Origin of the sequence: Mycobacterium nebraskense, assembly GCF_002102255.1 — a bacterium.
Classification (GTDB): domain Bacteria; phylum Actinomycetota; class Actinomycetes; order Mycobacteriales; family Mycobacteriaceae; genus Mycobacterium; species Mycobacterium nebraskense.
The window spans coordinates 17,098-33,038 of the sequence record NZ_LQPH01000025.1; the positions used below are offsets into that span (position 1 = coordinate 17,098).

The window sequence follows — 15,941 nt, forward strand, 5'->3', positions numbered from 1 at the left end:
GAATACCGGTTCGTCCCGGACTTCTGCCATGGCGCGGATCCGCAATCGAAGGGGATCGTGGAGAACCTGTGCGGCTACGCCCAAGACGACCTGGCTGTCCCGCTGCTGACTGAAGCCGCCATCGCCGGGGAGCCGGTCGATCTACGAGCCCTCAACGACCACGCCGCGGCCTGGTGCGCCGAGGTCAACGCCGCGGTGCACTCGGAGATCTGCGCGGTGCCTGATGAGCGACTCGTTGAGGAGCGCACCGTTCTCAAGGCTCTGCCGTCGTTGCGGCTCGAGATCGGGGCTGGGTCGGTGCGCCGCAAGGTCGACAGCCTGTCGTGCATCCGCTACGGCTCGGCCCGCTACTCGGTGCCCCAGCGGCTCGTCGGGGCCACGGTGGCGGCCGTGGTTGATCACGGCGCTCTGATCCTGCTGGAACCGGCGACCGGGGTCATCGTGGCCGAGCACGAGTTGGTCGGCCCGGGTGAAGTCTCGATCCTCGATGACCATTACGACGGACCCCGCCCAGCACCCTCACGCGGGCCACGCCCGAAAACCCAAGCAGAGAAACAATTCTGCGCCCTTGGACCCGAAGCCGAACAGTTCCTGGTCGGTGCCGCCGCGATCGGCAACACCCGACTGAAATCCGAGATCGACACCCTGCTTGGGCTCGGTGCCGCCCACGGTGAACAGGCGTTGGTCGACGCCCTGCGCCGGGCGGTGGCGTTTCGGCGGTTCCGCGCCGCCGACGTGCGCTCCATCCTCGATGCCGGCACCGGCACCCCACAACCCCGGCCCGCCGGGGATGCGTTGGTCCTGGATCTGCCTAGCGCCCCGACCCGATCTCTGGACGCCTACAAGATAGCCGGCACGTCGACAGATGGGACGGCATCATGACCGCCACCACGAACACGGCCAAACCGGTGGACCCGCCCTCGGTGGCGCCATTGGCTGCCGACCTCGACGCCGCACTGCGTCGGCTGAAGCTGGCCACGGTGCGTCGTAATGCCGCCGAGGTGCTGCAGGTGGCCAAGACGCAACGCTGGACCCCTGAGGAGATTCTGCGGACCCTGGTCGAGGCTGAGATCGCTGCCCGGGATGCGTCCAATACCGCTAACCGCCTCAAGGCGGCCGCGTTTCCCGTCGCCAAGTCCCTCGACGGCTTCGACGTCACCGGGTCATCGGTCACCCAGGCCACGTTCGACTACCTATCGAGCCTGGAATGGATTCGGGCCCAACAGAATCTAGCGGTCATCGGTCCGCCCGGCACCGGGAAAAGTCACCTGCTCATCGGCTGCGGACACGCCGCCGTGCACGCCGGTTTCAAGGTCCGCTACTTCACCGCCGCCGACCTGATCGAGGTGCTCTACCGCGGCCTGGCCGACAACACCGTCGGCAAGATTATCGACACACTGCTGCGCGCGGACCTCGTCATCTTGGACGAGATCGGCTTCGCCCCGCTCGATGACACCGGCACCCAACTGTTGTTCCGGCTCGTCGCCGCCGGCTACGAGCGCCGCTCGCTGGCCATCGCCTCGCACTGGCCCTTCGAACAGTGGGGACGATTCCTGCCTGAGCACACCACCGCCGCCAGCATCCTCGACCGGCTACTGCACCACGCCACCATCGTCATCACCTCCGGCGAGTCCTACCGGATGCGTCATGCCGACCACAAGAAAGGAGCCAACAAGAGTTAGCCAATCACCCGCAACGGGGTGGGGACTTCACGTGGCCACCAGCGGGGACTTCTACTTGGCCATTGACACCCTGCCGGACCTTACACGCGATGTGAGCGGCGCCATACGCTGGCGCTACGAATGGATTAGGTCACTAATGTGAAGGATCACCACATGACCGAGATGCTGACCCAGATGCAGGCGCTTCCCAGTGAAACTCCGCTCGAAGACGAGGCGTTGGCGGCTTACGAGAAGAAGTTTCGGGAGGACAACACGATTTGGGCTGAGTTGTTGCAGGAGAACCTCGACCGGCTCGGGCGCGGCTCGTTTTCGCTGCACTGGATGAACACCGACAAGGCCAATTGGGGTGTTCGCGCGCGCCCGAGTTCGCGGGGGTTGACCTATACCGACATCAACCGCCCGCCAGCCTACGGCACGCTGCCCGAGCACACGACGTGGCGCAACTTCGCCCCGCGCGGCTCTGTGCGTGAGCCCTATGTTGACCAGATGCCGACCATCGACGCTTATGACATCCTCGACAAGAAGGAGGCCTGGGCGGACAACGTCATGACGCTGTATGAGGAGGCCAAGGCACGGCAGTGGAACTCCACCAGCGATATTCCGTGGAACGAGCTGGAGCCCGCCAGTGAGGATCTGGAGAAGGCGGCGTGCCAGCTGGCTACCTCTTTGACGGAGGTTGAGTTCGTCGCCGGTGACTTTCCGTCGCGGTGGGTGTATCGCACCTCACCGGATTTCTACGAGGTTAAGAACTTCCTCGTGACGCAGATGATGGACGAGGCCCGCCACATGGAGGTGTTCCGAAAGCGTGCCCTCGCCGGCGGGGGAGGCTTGTTGCACGCCAGCCCGGCCCTGGAGTGGGCACTGAAGGCGATCCTCGAGTCGCCGAGCCACACCCAGGGCACGTTCCTGCTGAACGTGCTGGGCGAAGGGCTTGTCCTTACGATTTTCCGGGCCGGGGAGTACCTGTCCAAGACGCATGTCGACAAGGAGATCTTCCGGCGCTGCATGCAGGACGAGGCCCGTCACGTGTCGTACGGGACCCTGGAATTGAAGAACTTCCTCGACAGCTCGACTGATCGGGAAAAGGCGCTTTCGGATATGCATCGCTTCGCCGATCTTGGCGAGCAGATCATCCTCACCGCACTGAGCAGTCCCGGGCTGTTGGAACCGCTGGCCGTTCTTATGGGCGGTGGAGTGGACAAGATCGACGAAGGTATGGAGGGTGTGTCGTTCCTGTGGGGGACGATTATTGAGGAGTACCTGCAGCGCTGTGAGCGGGCCGGGTTTGACCGTCGCGAGAAGGTGACGATCCCCTTGGAGATGCCGTGGACGGCGTAAGTACGAGCGCAGATCTTCCTACCGTTGAGTGGTTCACCAGGCTGGCGGAGGTCAGTAAGGCTGACCTCGCCGAGTTCCGTAAACTCGGCGAGGTCGACTGCCGGTTTGCCGTCAACATCTTCGATGGCGGCCCAGATGGGTCTGCGTTGATTGTCCAGCTCACGTTCGACGGCTTCGAGGTGAGCGAGATCAAAGAGATCAGCGACACAGGGTTGGAGTCGATGGATTTCGTCATCGAAACCGACCGTGATTCGTGGCTGGACATGGTGGACAACATCCGCGCCGGAGACGGCCGACCGGACCTCGATCACACCCTCAACGCCTTGAGCATGGCGTCGACGCCGATACGGGTCTGGTCATCTGATCCTCTGGGCAAGGACATGTTTTTCCGCTACAACCAGAGTTTGCAGCATTTCATCAACAAGAGCGCTCGGCTGTGAGTCGCCGCTGAAGAAAAGGAAAGAGCATGAGCGGCACTCGGCGAGGCCATTTCTACATCGATGACACGTGCATCGGGTGCGGAGCGTGTGAGCACTCGTGCCCGGGACGGGTCGATGCCATATCCAAGAAGGCCGACGATTTCCTGGGCCGATTCGTCATCGACCTCGATGAATGCATCGACTGCGGGAAGTGCGTCCCGCTGTGCCCCGTCGATTGTATTCACGACGGGCGGGTCGAGGCGGCATTTGTCCCGGACAATGGCTACACGAAGATCGGAAAGCTATACGACTGGGCAGCGCGCAAAGATAGCTGATACATCAAAAGATCCAGGAGCTGAGGGATTGGCATCAGATTGGTGGCCGGGGCCACGTGTCGCGCGGCCGCTTGGCGCGGAGGTTGATTCTGACCTCTCTGCCAAAATTCGGACAGGCGATAGCTGTGGCTTCGACCCACAATGTCAGCTGCCGCATGAGCTCCCGCCGCGTCGCCGTCAGCTTTGCCGATCTATCACGACATCATCATCGTGGTTTTTCGGTCAGACCTCGCGGCGTCCCGACCATCACCACCCCATCAAATGACTAGGAGTTGTGTCATGGGCGTTTTCAAAGACGGCGTCGAGGCAACGAAGTACATTGCCGGGATCTTCGAGGAGGCGGTGGACGATGAGTCGATCGCCGATCAACTAGCGGCATCCGGTGTTGTGCTGCAGCTCAACTGCTCTGACCCGGATATCCAGGTTACGGTCGACATGCCTAATAAGAAGGTGTTCACCGGGAACTGTGACATCAAGCCTACCGTAGCGATGTTCATGACCTCTGACATGGCCAACCGGTTTTGGCAGGGCAACCTCAATCTCGCTGTCGCGCTGGCCAAAGGCCAGGTCCGCGCCAAGGGGCCGGTTCCAAAGATCCTGAAGCTTATTCCCGTCGCCAAGAAGCTTTTCCCGCGGTACGAGGAGCTGCTGCGGGCTGAGGGCCGTACTGACCTGCTGGTTGTTTGACGCGCGTCGACAAGTCGTCAAGCTGTATGGCGTACATCAAGCTCCTCGAGCGTAGATGTTCGAACGGGCCGGATAAGCGTCGGCCTGGTCGCTGCGACCGGCGTCTTGGTCCGCGCCGCACTTGAAGCCCTGCGCTACTAGGGTCCTGCGTCTGAAACCCGTTTACGGGTGTGGGGCAGGATTTCGTCGGGGTCATTTTCCATACCTGGGACTGTCTGAACAACGGTGGATCTGATCTTGGTCTGACACGCCGGGCGTGAGCTTGGCGGGAAGGACTGATGATGTCGGAAACACTCGACTTCGGAATGGCCATTGATCGTCAGCAGACTACTTTCCCGTGCTGACGACCGACGCCGCCGAATCGGCTCGACGGGGGACAAGTTTGTCCTGGTTCGTGGCGCGCTGGGTGCTCAACAGGCGAGTGCCCAGCCGCTGCAACGCCTCCACTGAGAATGGTTGTGTCATACGGCGGTTGACAGCGGGGGCAATGCGGAGCATGAAATAGCCCAGCCAGGCCTCGGTGCGCACCGGTACGACCGCGAGATCAAACCGTACAGCACGCACGGCGGCGCGAGCGACGAGGTCGGGACTCATCGGTGAGATCGGAAACTTCTCGCCAAATTCCTGGAGCTTCTTGGTGAACTGTTTTCCTTGTTCGATCAGTTCGTGGTTGACGCCGACAACCACCGCGCGATCACCTATATTGGTATTGATCACACCCGGGCATATCGCGCTGACGCCGATGCCTTTCGGTCCGAGCTCGAGCCGCAGGCATTCGGTCAGCATCTTCACGCCCGCTTTGGAAACCGAGTACGGCGACATAACCGGGGTGGGCGTGAATGCCGCCGCCGAGGCGATATTGACGATATGGCCACCGCCGTGTTCAACCATCTGGGCGCCGAAGAAACGGCACCCATGAACGACGCCCATTAGGTTCACACCGAGTTGGCGTTCCCAATCCGACGGACGCAGCTCTAAGAACGGGCCGCCCACCAAGATTCCTGCGTTATTGACCAGCACATCGGCGTATCCGTAATCGGCTAACACGCTGCGAGCGAGCGCCTCCCAGGCATCGGGGTCGATAACATCCAATTGCGCCGCCGACGCGCTGCGGGCATGACCACGGATCATCGCCGTGGTCGCTTGTGCCGCATCCAGATCGATGTCGGACACCACGACATGGGCGCCGAGCTTGGCAAACCTGATCGCTGTCGCCCGGCCAATACCGCTTGCAGCCCCGGTGACCACCACCACGCGTGGACGCAACCGATTGACCTTCACGCGTTCTCCTTCCTCATGGCCCCGATCGCACCCGGAAGCTTAACGCCCGTACTGTAGCGGTAGACATCAAGGTTGTAATGTCGGTTCTGCCAATACATTTCGCCATGCGTCGACGGCCGAAACGGTGAATCGCCCTGGCTGTTGATATAGTAGGTATTCGAATCCGCGCAGGTCGGAGTGAACAGAAAGTTCTTTTCCTGGCGCTTCAAACACTTCCGGAAATACTCGTCGTGGACTTCCTGACGTATCTCGCAGACCGTCGCGCCGCAGCGCTTCGCCTCGGCTATAGCGCGGCTCAGATGAGCCGACGTCGCTTCGATCATCCACAGATATGATCCCAGCACGAAGCCATAAGGCCCAGTGATGGAGAACATGTTCGGAAATTTGGGAACAGACACGCCTTGATACGACTGGTATCTCTGCTCATACCAGAACCGCCCGAGATCGATGCCGTCGCGCCCGATGACGGGAAAGGGTGGCACTGCACCCGTATCCCACAGCTTGAACCCGGTCGCGCATATCAACACGTCGACCTCGTGCTCTACACCATCCACTGTCCGCACCCCCTTCCTGGTTATGCACTCGATCGCATCGGTGACCAGGCTGACATCTTCGCGGTTGAATGTGCGGAGGTAGTCGTTTGACATCGATGGGCGCTTGCAGCCCAAGCCATAGTGTGGGATCAGCTTCTCCCGAATTACTGGATCCTCGATTTGCCGACGCATCCAGCGGCGTGTAGCTAGCTCGAGCAGCTGGCGAGTCCCGTTCACTAGCCACCCTGGACCGACCCACATCCCCGCCATCCCGATCTCAGTTGCGACAGTGCCCACCGTGCGGATAGCCGAGCGGATTCGTTTACGGCCCAGGACCCATCGGCCGACGGACTTGATCTCCATATCCGGTTTGGGGAACACCCAGATCGGCGTTCGCTGGAAGACGGTCAGATGTTCGACCTCGTCAACGATGGCCGGGACAAGCTGGAGCGCCGTGGCGCCCGTGCCGATCACCGCGACGCGCTTACCGGCCAGCACCACGTCGTGATCCCATAGCGCGGTGTGCACGAGCGCACCCCCGTACTCGTCCAAACCTGGGATATCGGGCATCTTCGGGCGTTCCAGGCCGCCGACCGCCATTACGACATATCGGCTCGTGATCTCCTGGTTGCCGGCGGCGGTCAATCGCCATAGACTGTTGTGCTCATCAAACACCGCCGAGGCGACGGTGGTGTTCAACCGAAGCTTCTCACGCAGGCCGTATTGGTCCACGACGTCATCGGCGTAATCCCGAAGCTCGTCACCCGGAGCGAAGATCCGCGACCAATCACCGCGCTGCTCGTAGGAAAAGCTGTAGACAAACGACGGAATATCCACCGCCACACCCGGATATGTGTTCGCATGCCAGGTGCCGCCCACCCGATCCCACTTGTCGACGATGACAAAGTCGTGAATACCTCTCCGTTGCAAGGCGATACCGGCGCCGATACCGCCGAACCCAGCGCCCACAATGACGACGTCATGGTCAGGAGTGACACGCTCGGCAGCAGGTAACTGTTCAATCTCGACTTTTGTACTCAATTCGGGCTCGCCGGACTTGCTGCTACTTTTGGTAACCCACAAGGGTGCCATGGGTCCCGAACAGTTCCTGCTGCCACTTGTTCAGCAGCGCACGGGTGTCGACATCGTCGGGATGAAAGCCGGGTTTCATGTAGATGCGCAGGTCGGCCATCAAACCCTTGAGCAGCGGGCCTCGAAACACAGCACGCGCTTGACGCGTCACTTTGATCGGATGCCACCCTTTAGGGTCCGTCGCGATGGACAGCAACACGCCGATCGTTATCACCGGGATGGCCAGAACGTATAAAACCCCCATCACACCGATGCGAAGCCACTCCGGCCCGCGGACCGACCGGTAAACGTCGAAGGCAACCGATTTGTGCTCCAGCTCTTCCACCGCGTGCCAGTTGAGCAGGTTTCGCACCTCGGGATCACCAGGGATCTTCTGTAACTCCTCGCCTAGCATTCGCTCAGCCAGCGTGGCAGTGAAGTGTTCAGCCGCTGCAGTGACCGCCAGGGGTACCCGCGCGGGCAGCAGGTTTTCGATCCGCACCAACAGCCGCTGCCGCCGACTATTGGCATCGAACATGAAAAAACTGACCAGGGGATAGCCCCTGTCCACCAATTGCTCGTTGAGCCGGCGGTGTTCCTGCCCATGCACCGACTCCTGACCAATGAATCCGGCCACCCGCTTCTTTAACTCCGGATCGGTCACCCGATCGGCGAAGCGCCGGACCGACCTGATAAATAATTCCTCGCCGGGCGGAAATATGCCCGACAGCAACGCCACAAGGTGGCTAAGCACGATGTCGCCCTCAACGAAGTGACGCTGCATCGGCTGCGGATCACCGAATGAGAACCGAATCCGGCGAGTTTTCGGATACGCCTTTTTTGCTGGTCTTTCCGGTGCCATTCCTGTGTTCGCAACTGCTGCGTGACTAGCTACCATGACACTCTCCTTTGTTTTGAGTGTGGTGGTCGGTCACTTCAGGTAGCCGACCAGGGCCCCCTCGGTGCCGAAGAGTTCCTCCTGCCATTGCTCCAGCAACGCGTTGGTGTCGATGTCGTCGGGATGAAATCCCGGTCGCAGGTATTGCCTGAGCTCTGGGATCACGCCACGAAGAATGGGGCCGCGGTAGAGCCGATAGGTCTCACGCACCAGTCGCACTGGCTGACGGCGCGCTTCGGGATCCCGCGCCACCGAACAAGCCAGTACGGCGGTTATGAGGAGGAGCAGAAGGGGGATCATTACCGCCATCACACGTCGACGCACCCGCTCGGTACCCCGCACCGAGCGGAATACATCAAAGGCAACCGACTTGTGCTCAAGTTCCTCCAGCGCATGCCAGTTCAGCAGGTTCCACACCTCCGCATCACCCGGGATCGCCTGGATCTCCTCATCGCCGAGCAGCCGCTCAGCAAGTACGGCGGTGAAGTGTTCTGCGGCTGCTGTCACCGCCAGCGGAATCCGGGCCGGCAGCACCTCCTCGATGCGTTTCACCCAATCAACAAACTTTTCGGAATCCCACCACCCAATCGGATACCCCATGTCAACGAGCTTGTCATTGAGCGCCCGATGCTGCTGGCCATGCACCGATTCCTGACCGATAAACCCGGCCACCCGCTTCTTCAACCCAGGGTCGGCGATCTCATCGGCAAACCGGCGCACCGACCGAATGAACAACTCCTCCCCCGGCGGGAACGACCCCGACAAGTTCGCCAGAAAGTGGCTGAAGATGATGTCGTCGTTAACGAAATACTTGCTGCCCTGGGCAAACGGGAAACGTATCCGCCGGGTCGTCGGATACCGAGACCCCTCACTCACCGCATTTGCAGTGGTCGCTGCCTCTTGCACTATGTGGTCGCTCGTCATAACAAGATACCCCTTCCTCGAACACCCGGTTTCCGATACCGACAGTACTAGGTGTTTAGTGAGACGTTACTGCGGATCGACAGGGCGCGCAAGACTCCGCAATGACGTGTAGAAGCGCTGCGTTTGAGAGCCGCATCACACCGCCGCGTACGCTGTCACCTCCACGACTCCTGCCTTTAAACTGTTTTGACAATCGGCCCAAACCGCAGTACATAGTACTAGTCGTTACGTATACTGTTTGTTCGGAAAATTGCTTACTCGGAAGCAGGGAGCGTTCAAGCTGGATACCGGCATCGAGGCTCTCAGCAACCACTCGTACGGCGCGTAACAGGGAGGCTCGCGTTTCATGTTCCGGGATACCTAGCGGTTCTAGCTGCTCTACGGGCGCCTGTGGCGACGGTGAACATCCCGGACGGGATTGGCACCCAGCGCCATGCCGTGTAGTGCAGTGGACTCTGGTTGTTACAGAAGAGGATGGGGGCGGTGTCAACGATCTGCGGAACCGGCCGTCGGCCAGTCCAAATACATTCGGAGGCGATCAGTTTATGAAGGACTTCACCAATAAAGTGGCAGTAATCACCGGCGCTGGCTCAGGTATCGGCCGTAACCTGGCGTTGAGCTTGGCTGAACAGGGGGCGCAGCTGGCGCTGTCGGACATCGATACGAGCGCGCTGGCCGATACCGCTGGTCGATGCGAGAAGGTCGGAGCTAAGGCGGTGCCGTTCGAGCTCGATGTAGCCCAACGGCCGGCAGTTTACGAACACGCAAAGAATGTCGTCAGTGAATTCGGCAGAGTGAACCTTGTTTTCAACAACGCGGGTGTGGCACTCTCGGCCGACGTGGCCGACATGGATTGGGACGACTTCGAGTGGCTGATGGGCATCAACTTTTGGGGGGTGGCCCATGGCACCAAGGCATTCATGCCGCACCTGATCGCGTCCGGCGATGGCCACATCGTCAATGTGTCATCGGTTTTCGGGTTCGTCGGGATTCCGTCACAAAGCGCCTACAATGCCGCCAAATTCGCCGTCCGCGGCTTCACCGAGGCCCTACGCCAAGAACTCCGGGCCGCCAGGCATCCGGTAGGTGTGACCTGCGTTCACCCGGGCGGGGTGAAGACCAACATCGCCGGTCACGCCCGAGGGCTGCCCGACGGCTCGGACCCCGAAACGCTTAGCCGCCTTTTCCATAGGATCGCGTTCACCAGCCCCGAATCAGCCTCGAGGGCGATACTGCGTGGGGTCAAGAAGAATAAGCCGCGGGTGCTGATCGGTCCTGACGCAAGAGTTTTCGATGCCATTCCCCGAATCCTCGGCCCTCGCTACGAGGACATCATGGCGTCGTTCTATCGCACCGGGCGCTACGGTGCGGGGCGTCGACTCGCCGAACGCCTCGGCCTGCCCAGGTAGTAAGAGCCAACCCTGACGACTGGCGAAATGATTTGCTGGTGGAGCCACAACGTTGGCATACCTGCATCCTCGTTACCAAGGTCAGGAGCCTCCGGGATTTGCAGGACGATTCATCTGGAACGACAATCCTCGACCCTACGTCTGGATCAGAACCGCCGACCAAATCCTGGCAGCATCAGCTAACTACTGCTCCAAATTAGTGACTCACAACGCTAGGCGACCGCGACCAGGTGCTGGCGCTGCGGCTCGCAGCGATAACGCGACGGCTTGCCGTTGATCTTGCAGATCCGCCACACCATTCGCGCGATCGGGTTCATCAGCCCGGTGTCGTAGCACAGCATCCGCACGTCACCGAACATGTCACGCAGCGCCTTGCGCGACTCCAGGGACCCGAAGAACACCTGCTTGCGGACCTCGCGCGGGATGTCGAATTCCTGCCAGAAGGCCTTCGGCGGGACCACGATCGCCGAGCATGCCACCCGCATAATCACCGGCACGTATAACGACAGCCAAAACCGCTTACGCCGCGGTAAGTGCGGCACACGCTTACGCAGATACTCGTGAGCAAACGAGATGTGCCGAGCCTCTTCGGCCACGTGGATGGACATCACCCGCTCCATGATCGGGTGCAGTTCCTTGCCCTCACGTAACACGTTCTTCTGAGTGTGGTCGATGGGTTCCTCACCGGCGAGGATGCCGAACCAGAACGGGATCGGCAGAGGGCTAGCGACCAGCGGGATCAGCGGCGAAAGCCACTTCAGCTGCCGCCGCATCCCAGGCACGTCGGCGCCGATGTGGTTCACCATCTCCTGAAACATCATGGTGTGGTTGCACTCTTCGACCGCCTCGTGCAGGCAGTACCGGTACTCCGGGGACCCGTTCGGCACCCAGAACGCGTACCCCATCAGGCCGCGGATGAGGACCGACTCGAAGTGCAGCCCCACCTTGGCCACATTGGCCTGACGCCACATGCCGATCCTGATTTGGCGTTCCTCCGACTGCGCCTGATACCACGGGTGCCGGCCCAGCGGGTCAGTCGCCGGCAACTTCCAGCGGGGGTCGTTGTCGACTACCGCGTACTCAGGTGCGGTCCAGTCGATGTCGATGTATGGGTTGAAATTGCGTCGCACTGAGCCCTCAGACAGGACGCGCAGCACGTCGGCATACTCGGCGTCGTCCAGCACGTCCATGTTGCGGCGCCAACGCCGCACCAACCTCGTCCGAGCGATCTTCTGGGCCATCGCCAGCCTCCTACCGAAAGTTCACATCAGAAAAGCTACTGATACGGTACCGCTGGTATCGCCAACTTTTCAAAAGCCTGTCCATTTAAGGGCTTGTACCCGCCGCAACAGGTTCGGGCCGTCGCGCAGCCACGCCACCACGAGCCTATTGAAAGTCATTTTCATTACGATATCGCCCGCTCCTAGCTCGCTTGGCAGGGGCGCGGGCACCGATGTCGCCGGAGCCGAGGTTGGGGGCATCAGCGATCAGTAATTTGTACACTATCCCGCTCGTCGCGTCCTCGAGGCACGCTCCAGCCGCTGTGTTCAAGCAGTGCGGCCGAAGTGAACCATCCTATGCACCCTCGGGGTTCTGTGAGCCGGCCGGTTGGTCGGTCACGTGTTGGGAATAGTACTGGGCTTCGGCTTCGGCGCGTGGGACTCGTCCGAGGCGGTGCATGAGCCGCTGCTGGTTGTACCAGGCGACATAGTCGGCGGTGACGTGTTCGACGTCGGACAGGGTGTTCAGCGGGCCGCGGCGAAACGGGGAATCCGCGCGCCATCATCTCCTCACTGCACACTCACACCTGTTCATCTCAAGGTGCGGCCGCCCGCGGATAACGCATGGGGACAACGATTCTGATCCTCGTGCTCAACTAGCGGCAACAGTGAAGGGCCCAACAGCGGCATCCGACGCCCGGCTCGATGCACGGCCTCGTAGGACCAGAGTTGTTAGACGGCGTCGACAGGCGACCACTGCATAATTTTCATCTCCTGAGGGCGAGCGCCAGGTCAGAATGGCTCGTCCGCTGAACTACCACTTGGGCCTCCCACAACTGTGGCTCTACCGACCAGGACCAACTTTCTGACGGCAACCCACGTTCACATGTGAGCGGAGGCCCCAGCCCCCCATACCCGTCTAACCCGCCCAGCATAAGGCGGCAGTCGTCTGCCGCCAGCATGCCCTACAATTCCCAGCAAAGGTCAGCACCGCAAGGACTTCGGCCCATTCTTTGGCGGCTGCGGCCGTCTTTTCGTGACGACCTTCGGGCGCAGCGTGTCCTTGAGTGCGTTACGCACGTGATTGCGACGCCAGCCGGTGATGGCGCACAACTGGTCGAGATTCCGGCCATTGCCGGCCCTGTCCGTCCCCACGTAGCGGTTACGATCGCCTCAGCACCACCTTGCGTTGACTCACCTTCAGTACCACCAGCTGGGCCTATCCAGCGCGTTATCCTTGGCTGATCAGGTGCGCCGCACGCGCGCATTCTTAGCTGACGCGACGAGCGGGTCTACCCACGCATTTGCTGAGTCCAGGCGGCGTCTTGACAAGGCGCCCGGAGCGGCACAAAACTGGTGTCATGCGCCCACACTTAGGGCCAGTGCCACCAGTTTGTGGTTGCGGATCCTGCTGGCTCCCGCGCGTGCGGTCGCCGATGAGGCTGGTGCCATTCGGCGGCTCAGATGTGCTCACTCATGGTGCTGTCGCTGTAGTCACGAGAGCTGGCAGCGGCATTGGCCGCGGCTTTGGCGTTGAGCTTGCTCGTCGGGGTGCGCGGGTGTCTGCGCCGATATCGATCCGGGACGGGCTAAGGAGACCGTTGGACTTGTCGTCCAAGCTGGTGGTCAAGGTTCGGACATTACCTGTGATGGCAGGCCGAGAGAATGGCGCCCAGGAGCTATACCGGTGGGCTTGGTGTCATCGAGTGGGTCGCGCGGTAAATAGCCACCGGGCGATTTGAAGAACCAGATCGGAGTAGGGAAATGGCGTTCGAATACAGCGATATGCTGCAAACGATTAAAGACCGACAGTGGGCGCTTGCCGACATCGATTGGGAAGCCCCAGGCGCGGAGTTGATTACCGACGAGCAACGGCCCCACCTCAAACAATTCATGTCAGATGTGGTGTGGATCGAGCATGTCGGAGCGCGTGCTTTCGAGGCGATGGCGCCTAAGGCGCCGTTCGAGGCGTTAAGAGAGATCTACCACTACTTCCACGCCGAGGAGCAGCGGCACGCTAATGCCGAACTTGCCCTCATGCATCGCTGGGGAATGCTCGAGCCAGGAGAGACACCTGTGCCGAATAAGAATATTCGGCTGGGGATCGAGTGGATCGACCACTATAGCGATGCGCTCCCGTTGACGGTGATGAGCTCTGCGATCCCGGCGTTGGAATGCGCCCTCGACGGCGCGTTGCTGAAGTTCCTTCTAGACGAGGTGGCAGACCCGTTGTGCGGCGAGGTCTTCAGTAAGGTCAATAGTGACGAATCTCGCCATCTTGCAGTGGGTTTCCAAGTTCTCAATGACCTCGGCGCCAGCCCGGTGCGGGTGCACGTGATCGAGACGGTGGGGTCCATTATTGATCCGAGAATTCTCCTCGGCTCCCTAATGTATATACCGCTGCTCACCAGGATGATGGCTAACCTCACTGCGTGGGGCCTCTCGGAGGAGAAGCTATACAACGCGGTCACACGCTACTCGAATATCGGCGATCGAAGCGAGTTCACCCGCCGAATTCCCGCTTATCACATCCTTCGGACGCACATGTCTGCGACTATCAACCGCGCTCAACCTTTCCATTTCTTTTCCCAGGGGCTAGGTACCCTTGTCGACCATTTCCCCGTCCAGGTGTTCGGCAAACTGCCCTCCTGGGCTGGGGACATGACATACGAACCGGTTTCCAAGTGACCGATCAATCGACCGTTCTGATCGTCGGTGCCGGCTGGGGGTCAGCGAACCGTTTGCCGGCTCTTCCGGAAATGGAGTGCAGGTAAACGCTGCGGCGACTTGTTGATTGGGTCGTGTCGGTGAGCTAATACGGGCGGCGGGCAGAGGATGCAGGTTCCTACACCTTTGTCGTCTGCCTTCTGGGGAGTCCTGTGTCCGAGCCTACGTCTTGTTCTGCTGCTGTTGTTGCCGACACGATCGTGCGCACGGTCGAACTTGGGGTGACGATCACCGATGCTGCTGTCGACGGCGAGGCCACGGTGGTGTTTTGCAACTTGCTCGATGATGGCCAGCGGCATTGTCCGGGCTGCCGTCGAGACGTCAACCGTGACACTGTGATCCGCAACGTGACTGATGTGCCGGTGGTCGGGCATCCACTTCGCCTGCGGGTGCCGCGCTACCGCTGTGTCGACACCGCCTGTGAGCGGGAAGTGTTCGCCCACAACACCTCTGCGCTAGCGCGGCCAGGATGGTCGACCACCCGCAGATGCGCCCGCTACATCTGTCACCGGCTGATGATCGACCACGCCACCGTCGCCGCGGTCGCCCGCGAGCTCGGCCTGTCCTGGGACACTGTCAACACCATCGCCATGGACGCCACCCAGCTGATCGTGGCCAACGACACCGGCCGACTCGACGGCGTGCGGGTCATCGGGGTTGATGAGCATCGCTGGTCACATGTGCGTCGACCCGACTCAGAGGGCTACGTCACCGTCATCATCGACCTGACTCCCGTGCTCGATGGCACCGGCCGTGCGCGGCTGCTCGACCTGGTCCCCGGACGTTCGGCAGCCGCCTTGAGCAGCTGGCTGTCTGAGCAGAGCTAAGCGTTTCGCGAACAGGTGCAGGTCGTGGCGATGGACGGGTTCGGCGGCTACAAGACCGCGGCGACAGATCAGCTGCCTGAGGCCACCGCGGTCATGGACCCCTTCCATGTCGTCGCGCTGGCCGGCGCCAAGCTCGACCTGTGCCGCCAGCGCATCCAACAACAGACATGCGGGCACCGCGGCCGCACGGGTGACCCGCTTACCTTGTGCGGGGCACGTTGCGCACCCGCTATCCGCTGCTCAATGCGCACCAAAAAGCCCGACTGGAAGCCGTTTTCACCGATGAGGCCCACCTCGCGGTCCAACTGTGCTGGAGCTTCTACCAACGCCTGATCGCCGCCTACGCCCACCCCGACCGCCGCCGCGGCAAAACCATGATGACCACGATCATCAACACCCTGCGCCATGGCGTCCCCGACGAGCTCGAGGAACTGGCCCAACTCGGCCGCACTCTATGGCGCCGCCGCAACGACATCCTGGCCTTCTTCGACCACCACGCCTCAACGGCCCCACCGAAGCGATCAACGGCCGACTGGAAGCACTGCGCCGCAACGCGCTGGGATTCAGAAACCTAACCCACTACCGATGAC

General features: G+C 61.1%; 12 protein-coding genes and 4 pseudogenes. 10 read left to right on the top strand and 6 right to left on the bottom strand.

The genetic code is table 11. The features are described from left to right. Positions 1-3 precede the first annotated feature (3 nt). The 6 genes and pseudogenes from AWC17_RS03285 to AWC17_RS03310 form a co-directional block, all read left to right on the top strand. Positions 4-882, top strand: a pseudogene (locus AWC17_RS03285) (Mu transposase domain-containing protein); the annotation flags it as partial. Continuing rightward, complete coding sequence (gene istB, locus AWC17_RS03290) at positions 879-1,682, top strand: IS21-like element IS1612/ISMav1 family helper ATPase IstB (protein ID WP_042909844.1); 804 nt, start codon at positions 879-881, stop codon at positions 1,680-1,682. The pseudogene AWC17_RS03285 and the gene istB, both read left to right, overlap by 4 nt. Before the next feature lie 153 nt (positions 1,683-1,835). After that, a complete protein-coding gene (locus AWC17_RS03295; protein ID WP_007172279.1) occupies positions 1,836-3,020 on the top strand; it encodes a ferritin-like domain-containing protein in 1,185 nt (394 codons plus the stop codon). Further along, positions 3,008-3,460 carry a hypothetical protein gene (locus tag AWC17_RS03300; protein WP_007172278.1) on the top strand — a complete coding sequence of 151 codons (453 nt, stop codon included), beginning with the start codon at positions 3,008-3,010 and terminating at the stop codon, positions 3,458-3,460. Before AWC17_RS03295 ends, AWC17_RS03300 begins: the two co-directional genes overlap by 13 nt. Positions 3,461-3,486: 26 nt before the next feature. Further along, entirely contained in the window at positions 3,487-3,774 is a 288-nt protein-coding gene (locus AWC17_RS03305; RefSeq protein WP_007172277.1) for an NADH-quinone oxidoreductase subunit I, read from the top strand. Between the two features lie 279 nt (positions 3,775-4,053). Then, complete coding sequence (locus AWC17_RS03310) at positions 4,054-4,461, top strand: SCP2 sterol-binding domain-containing protein (protein ID WP_007172276.1); 408 nt, start codon at positions 4,054-4,056, stop codon at positions 4,459-4,461. Between the two features lie 327 nt (positions 4,462-4,788). On the opposite strand, the gene AWC17_RS03315 is transcribed toward AWC17_RS03310, so the two are convergent. The 4 genes from AWC17_RS03315 to AWC17_RS03330 all read right to left on the bottom strand — a co-directional run bounded on the left by AWC17_RS03315 (position 4,789) and on the right by AWC17_RS03330 (position 9,168). Next, positions 4,789-5,742 (bottom strand): SDR family NAD(P)-dependent oxidoreductase, encoded by a 954-nt coding sequence (locus AWC17_RS03315; RefSeq protein ID WP_007172275.1) that lies wholly within the window; start codon positions 5,740-5,742, stop codon positions 4,789-4,791. Further along, positions 5,739-7,367: a flavin-containing monooxygenase gene (locus tag AWC17_RS03320; RefSeq protein ID WP_007172274.1), complete on the bottom strand. Its 1,629-nt coding sequence runs from the start codon at positions 7,365-7,367 to the stop codon at positions 5,739-5,741. Before AWC17_RS03320 ends, AWC17_RS03315 begins: the two co-directional genes overlap by 4 nt. Then, positions 7,339-8,208: a metal-dependent hydrolase gene (locus AWC17_RS03325; RefSeq protein ID WP_007172273.1), complete on the bottom strand. Its 870-nt coding sequence runs from the start codon at positions 8,206-8,208 to the stop codon at positions 7,339-7,341. The genes AWC17_RS03320 and AWC17_RS03325 overlap by 29 nt, the downstream gene beginning before the upstream one ends. A 69-nt stretch (positions 8,209-8,277) precedes the next feature. Next, complete coding sequence (locus AWC17_RS03330) at positions 8,278-9,168, bottom strand: metal-dependent hydrolase (protein WP_170826031.1); 891 nt, start codon at positions 9,166-9,168, stop codon at positions 8,278-8,280. Between the two features lie 545 nt (positions 9,169-9,713). Here AWC17_RS03330 and AWC17_RS03335 point away from each other — a divergent pair. Then, positions 9,714-10,577: an SDR family NAD(P)-dependent oxidoreductase gene (locus AWC17_RS03335; RefSeq protein ID WP_007172270.1), complete on the top strand. Its 864-nt coding sequence runs from the start codon at positions 9,714-9,716 to the stop codon at positions 10,575-10,577. Positions 10,578-10,789: 212 nt separating this feature from the next. Here the strand turns inward: AWC17_RS03335 and AWC17_RS03345 are convergent, their stop codons facing one another. Together AWC17_RS03345 and AWC17_RS03350 are read right to left on the bottom strand one after the other, a co-directional pair. After that, positions 10,790-11,806 carry an AurF N-oxygenase family protein gene (locus AWC17_RS03345; protein ID WP_033721575.1) on the bottom strand — a complete coding sequence of 339 codons (1,017 nt, stop codon included), beginning with the start codon at positions 11,804-11,806 and terminating at the stop codon, positions 10,790-10,792. Between the two features lie 346 nt (positions 11,807-12,152). Next, positions 12,153-12,356: pseudogene (locus AWC17_RS03350) on the bottom strand (IS3 family transposase); the annotation flags it as partial. Between the two features lie 877 nt (positions 12,357-13,233). Between AWC17_RS03350 and AWC17_RS33960 the strand changes: the two are divergent. The 3 genes and pseudogenes from AWC17_RS33960 to AWC17_RS03365 form a co-directional block, all read left to right on the top strand. Further along, positions 13,234-13,448, top strand: a pseudogene (locus AWC17_RS33960) (SDR family NAD(P)-dependent oxidoreductase); the annotation flags it as partial. A gap of 113 nt (positions 13,449-13,561) precedes the next feature. Further along, a complete protein-coding gene (locus tag AWC17_RS03360) occupies positions 13,562-14,485 on the top strand; it encodes a ferritin family protein (RefSeq protein WP_007172267.1) in 924 nt (307 codons plus the stop codon). A gap of 236 nt (positions 14,486-14,721) precedes the next feature. Beyond that, positions 14,722-15,940: pseudogene (locus AWC17_RS03365) on the top strand (ISL3 family transposase). The last annotated feature ends 1 nt before the right edge of the window (position 15,941 follow it).

Coding starts and splice junctions, on each gene's coding strand:
- istB (WP_042909844.1), top strand. CDS start 879: ATGACCGCCACCACGAACACGGCCAAACCGGTGGACCCGCCCTCGGTG.
- AWC17_RS03295 (WP_007172279.1), top strand. CDS start 1,836: ATGACCGAGATGCTGACCCAGATGCAGGCGCTTCCCAGTGAAACTCCG.
- AWC17_RS03305 (WP_007172277.1), top strand. CDS start 3,487: ATGAGCGGCACTCGGCGAGGCCATTTCTACATCGATGACACGTGCATC.
- AWC17_RS03310 (WP_007172276.1), top strand. CDS start 4,054: ATGGGCGTTTTCAAAGACGGCGTCGAGGCAACGAAGTACATTGCCGGG.
- AWC17_RS03320 (WP_007172274.1), bottom strand. CDS start 7,367: ATGGCACCCTTGTGGGTTACCAAAAGTAGCAGCAAGTCCGGCGAGCCC.
- AWC17_RS03325 (WP_007172273.1), bottom strand. CDS start 8,208: ATGGCACCGGAAAGACCAGCAAAAAAGGCGTATCCGAAAACTCGCCGG.
- AWC17_RS03330 (WP_170826031.1), bottom strand. CDS start 9,168: ATGACGAGCGACCACATAGTGCAAGAGGCAGCGACCACTGCAAATGCG.
- AWC17_RS03335 (WP_007172270.1), top strand. CDS start 9,714: ATGAAGGACTTCACCAATAAAGTGGCAGTAATCACCGGCGCTGGCTCA.
- AWC17_RS03360 (WP_007172267.1), top strand. CDS start 13,562: ATGGCGTTCGAATACAGCGATATGCTGCAAACGATTAAAGACCGACAG.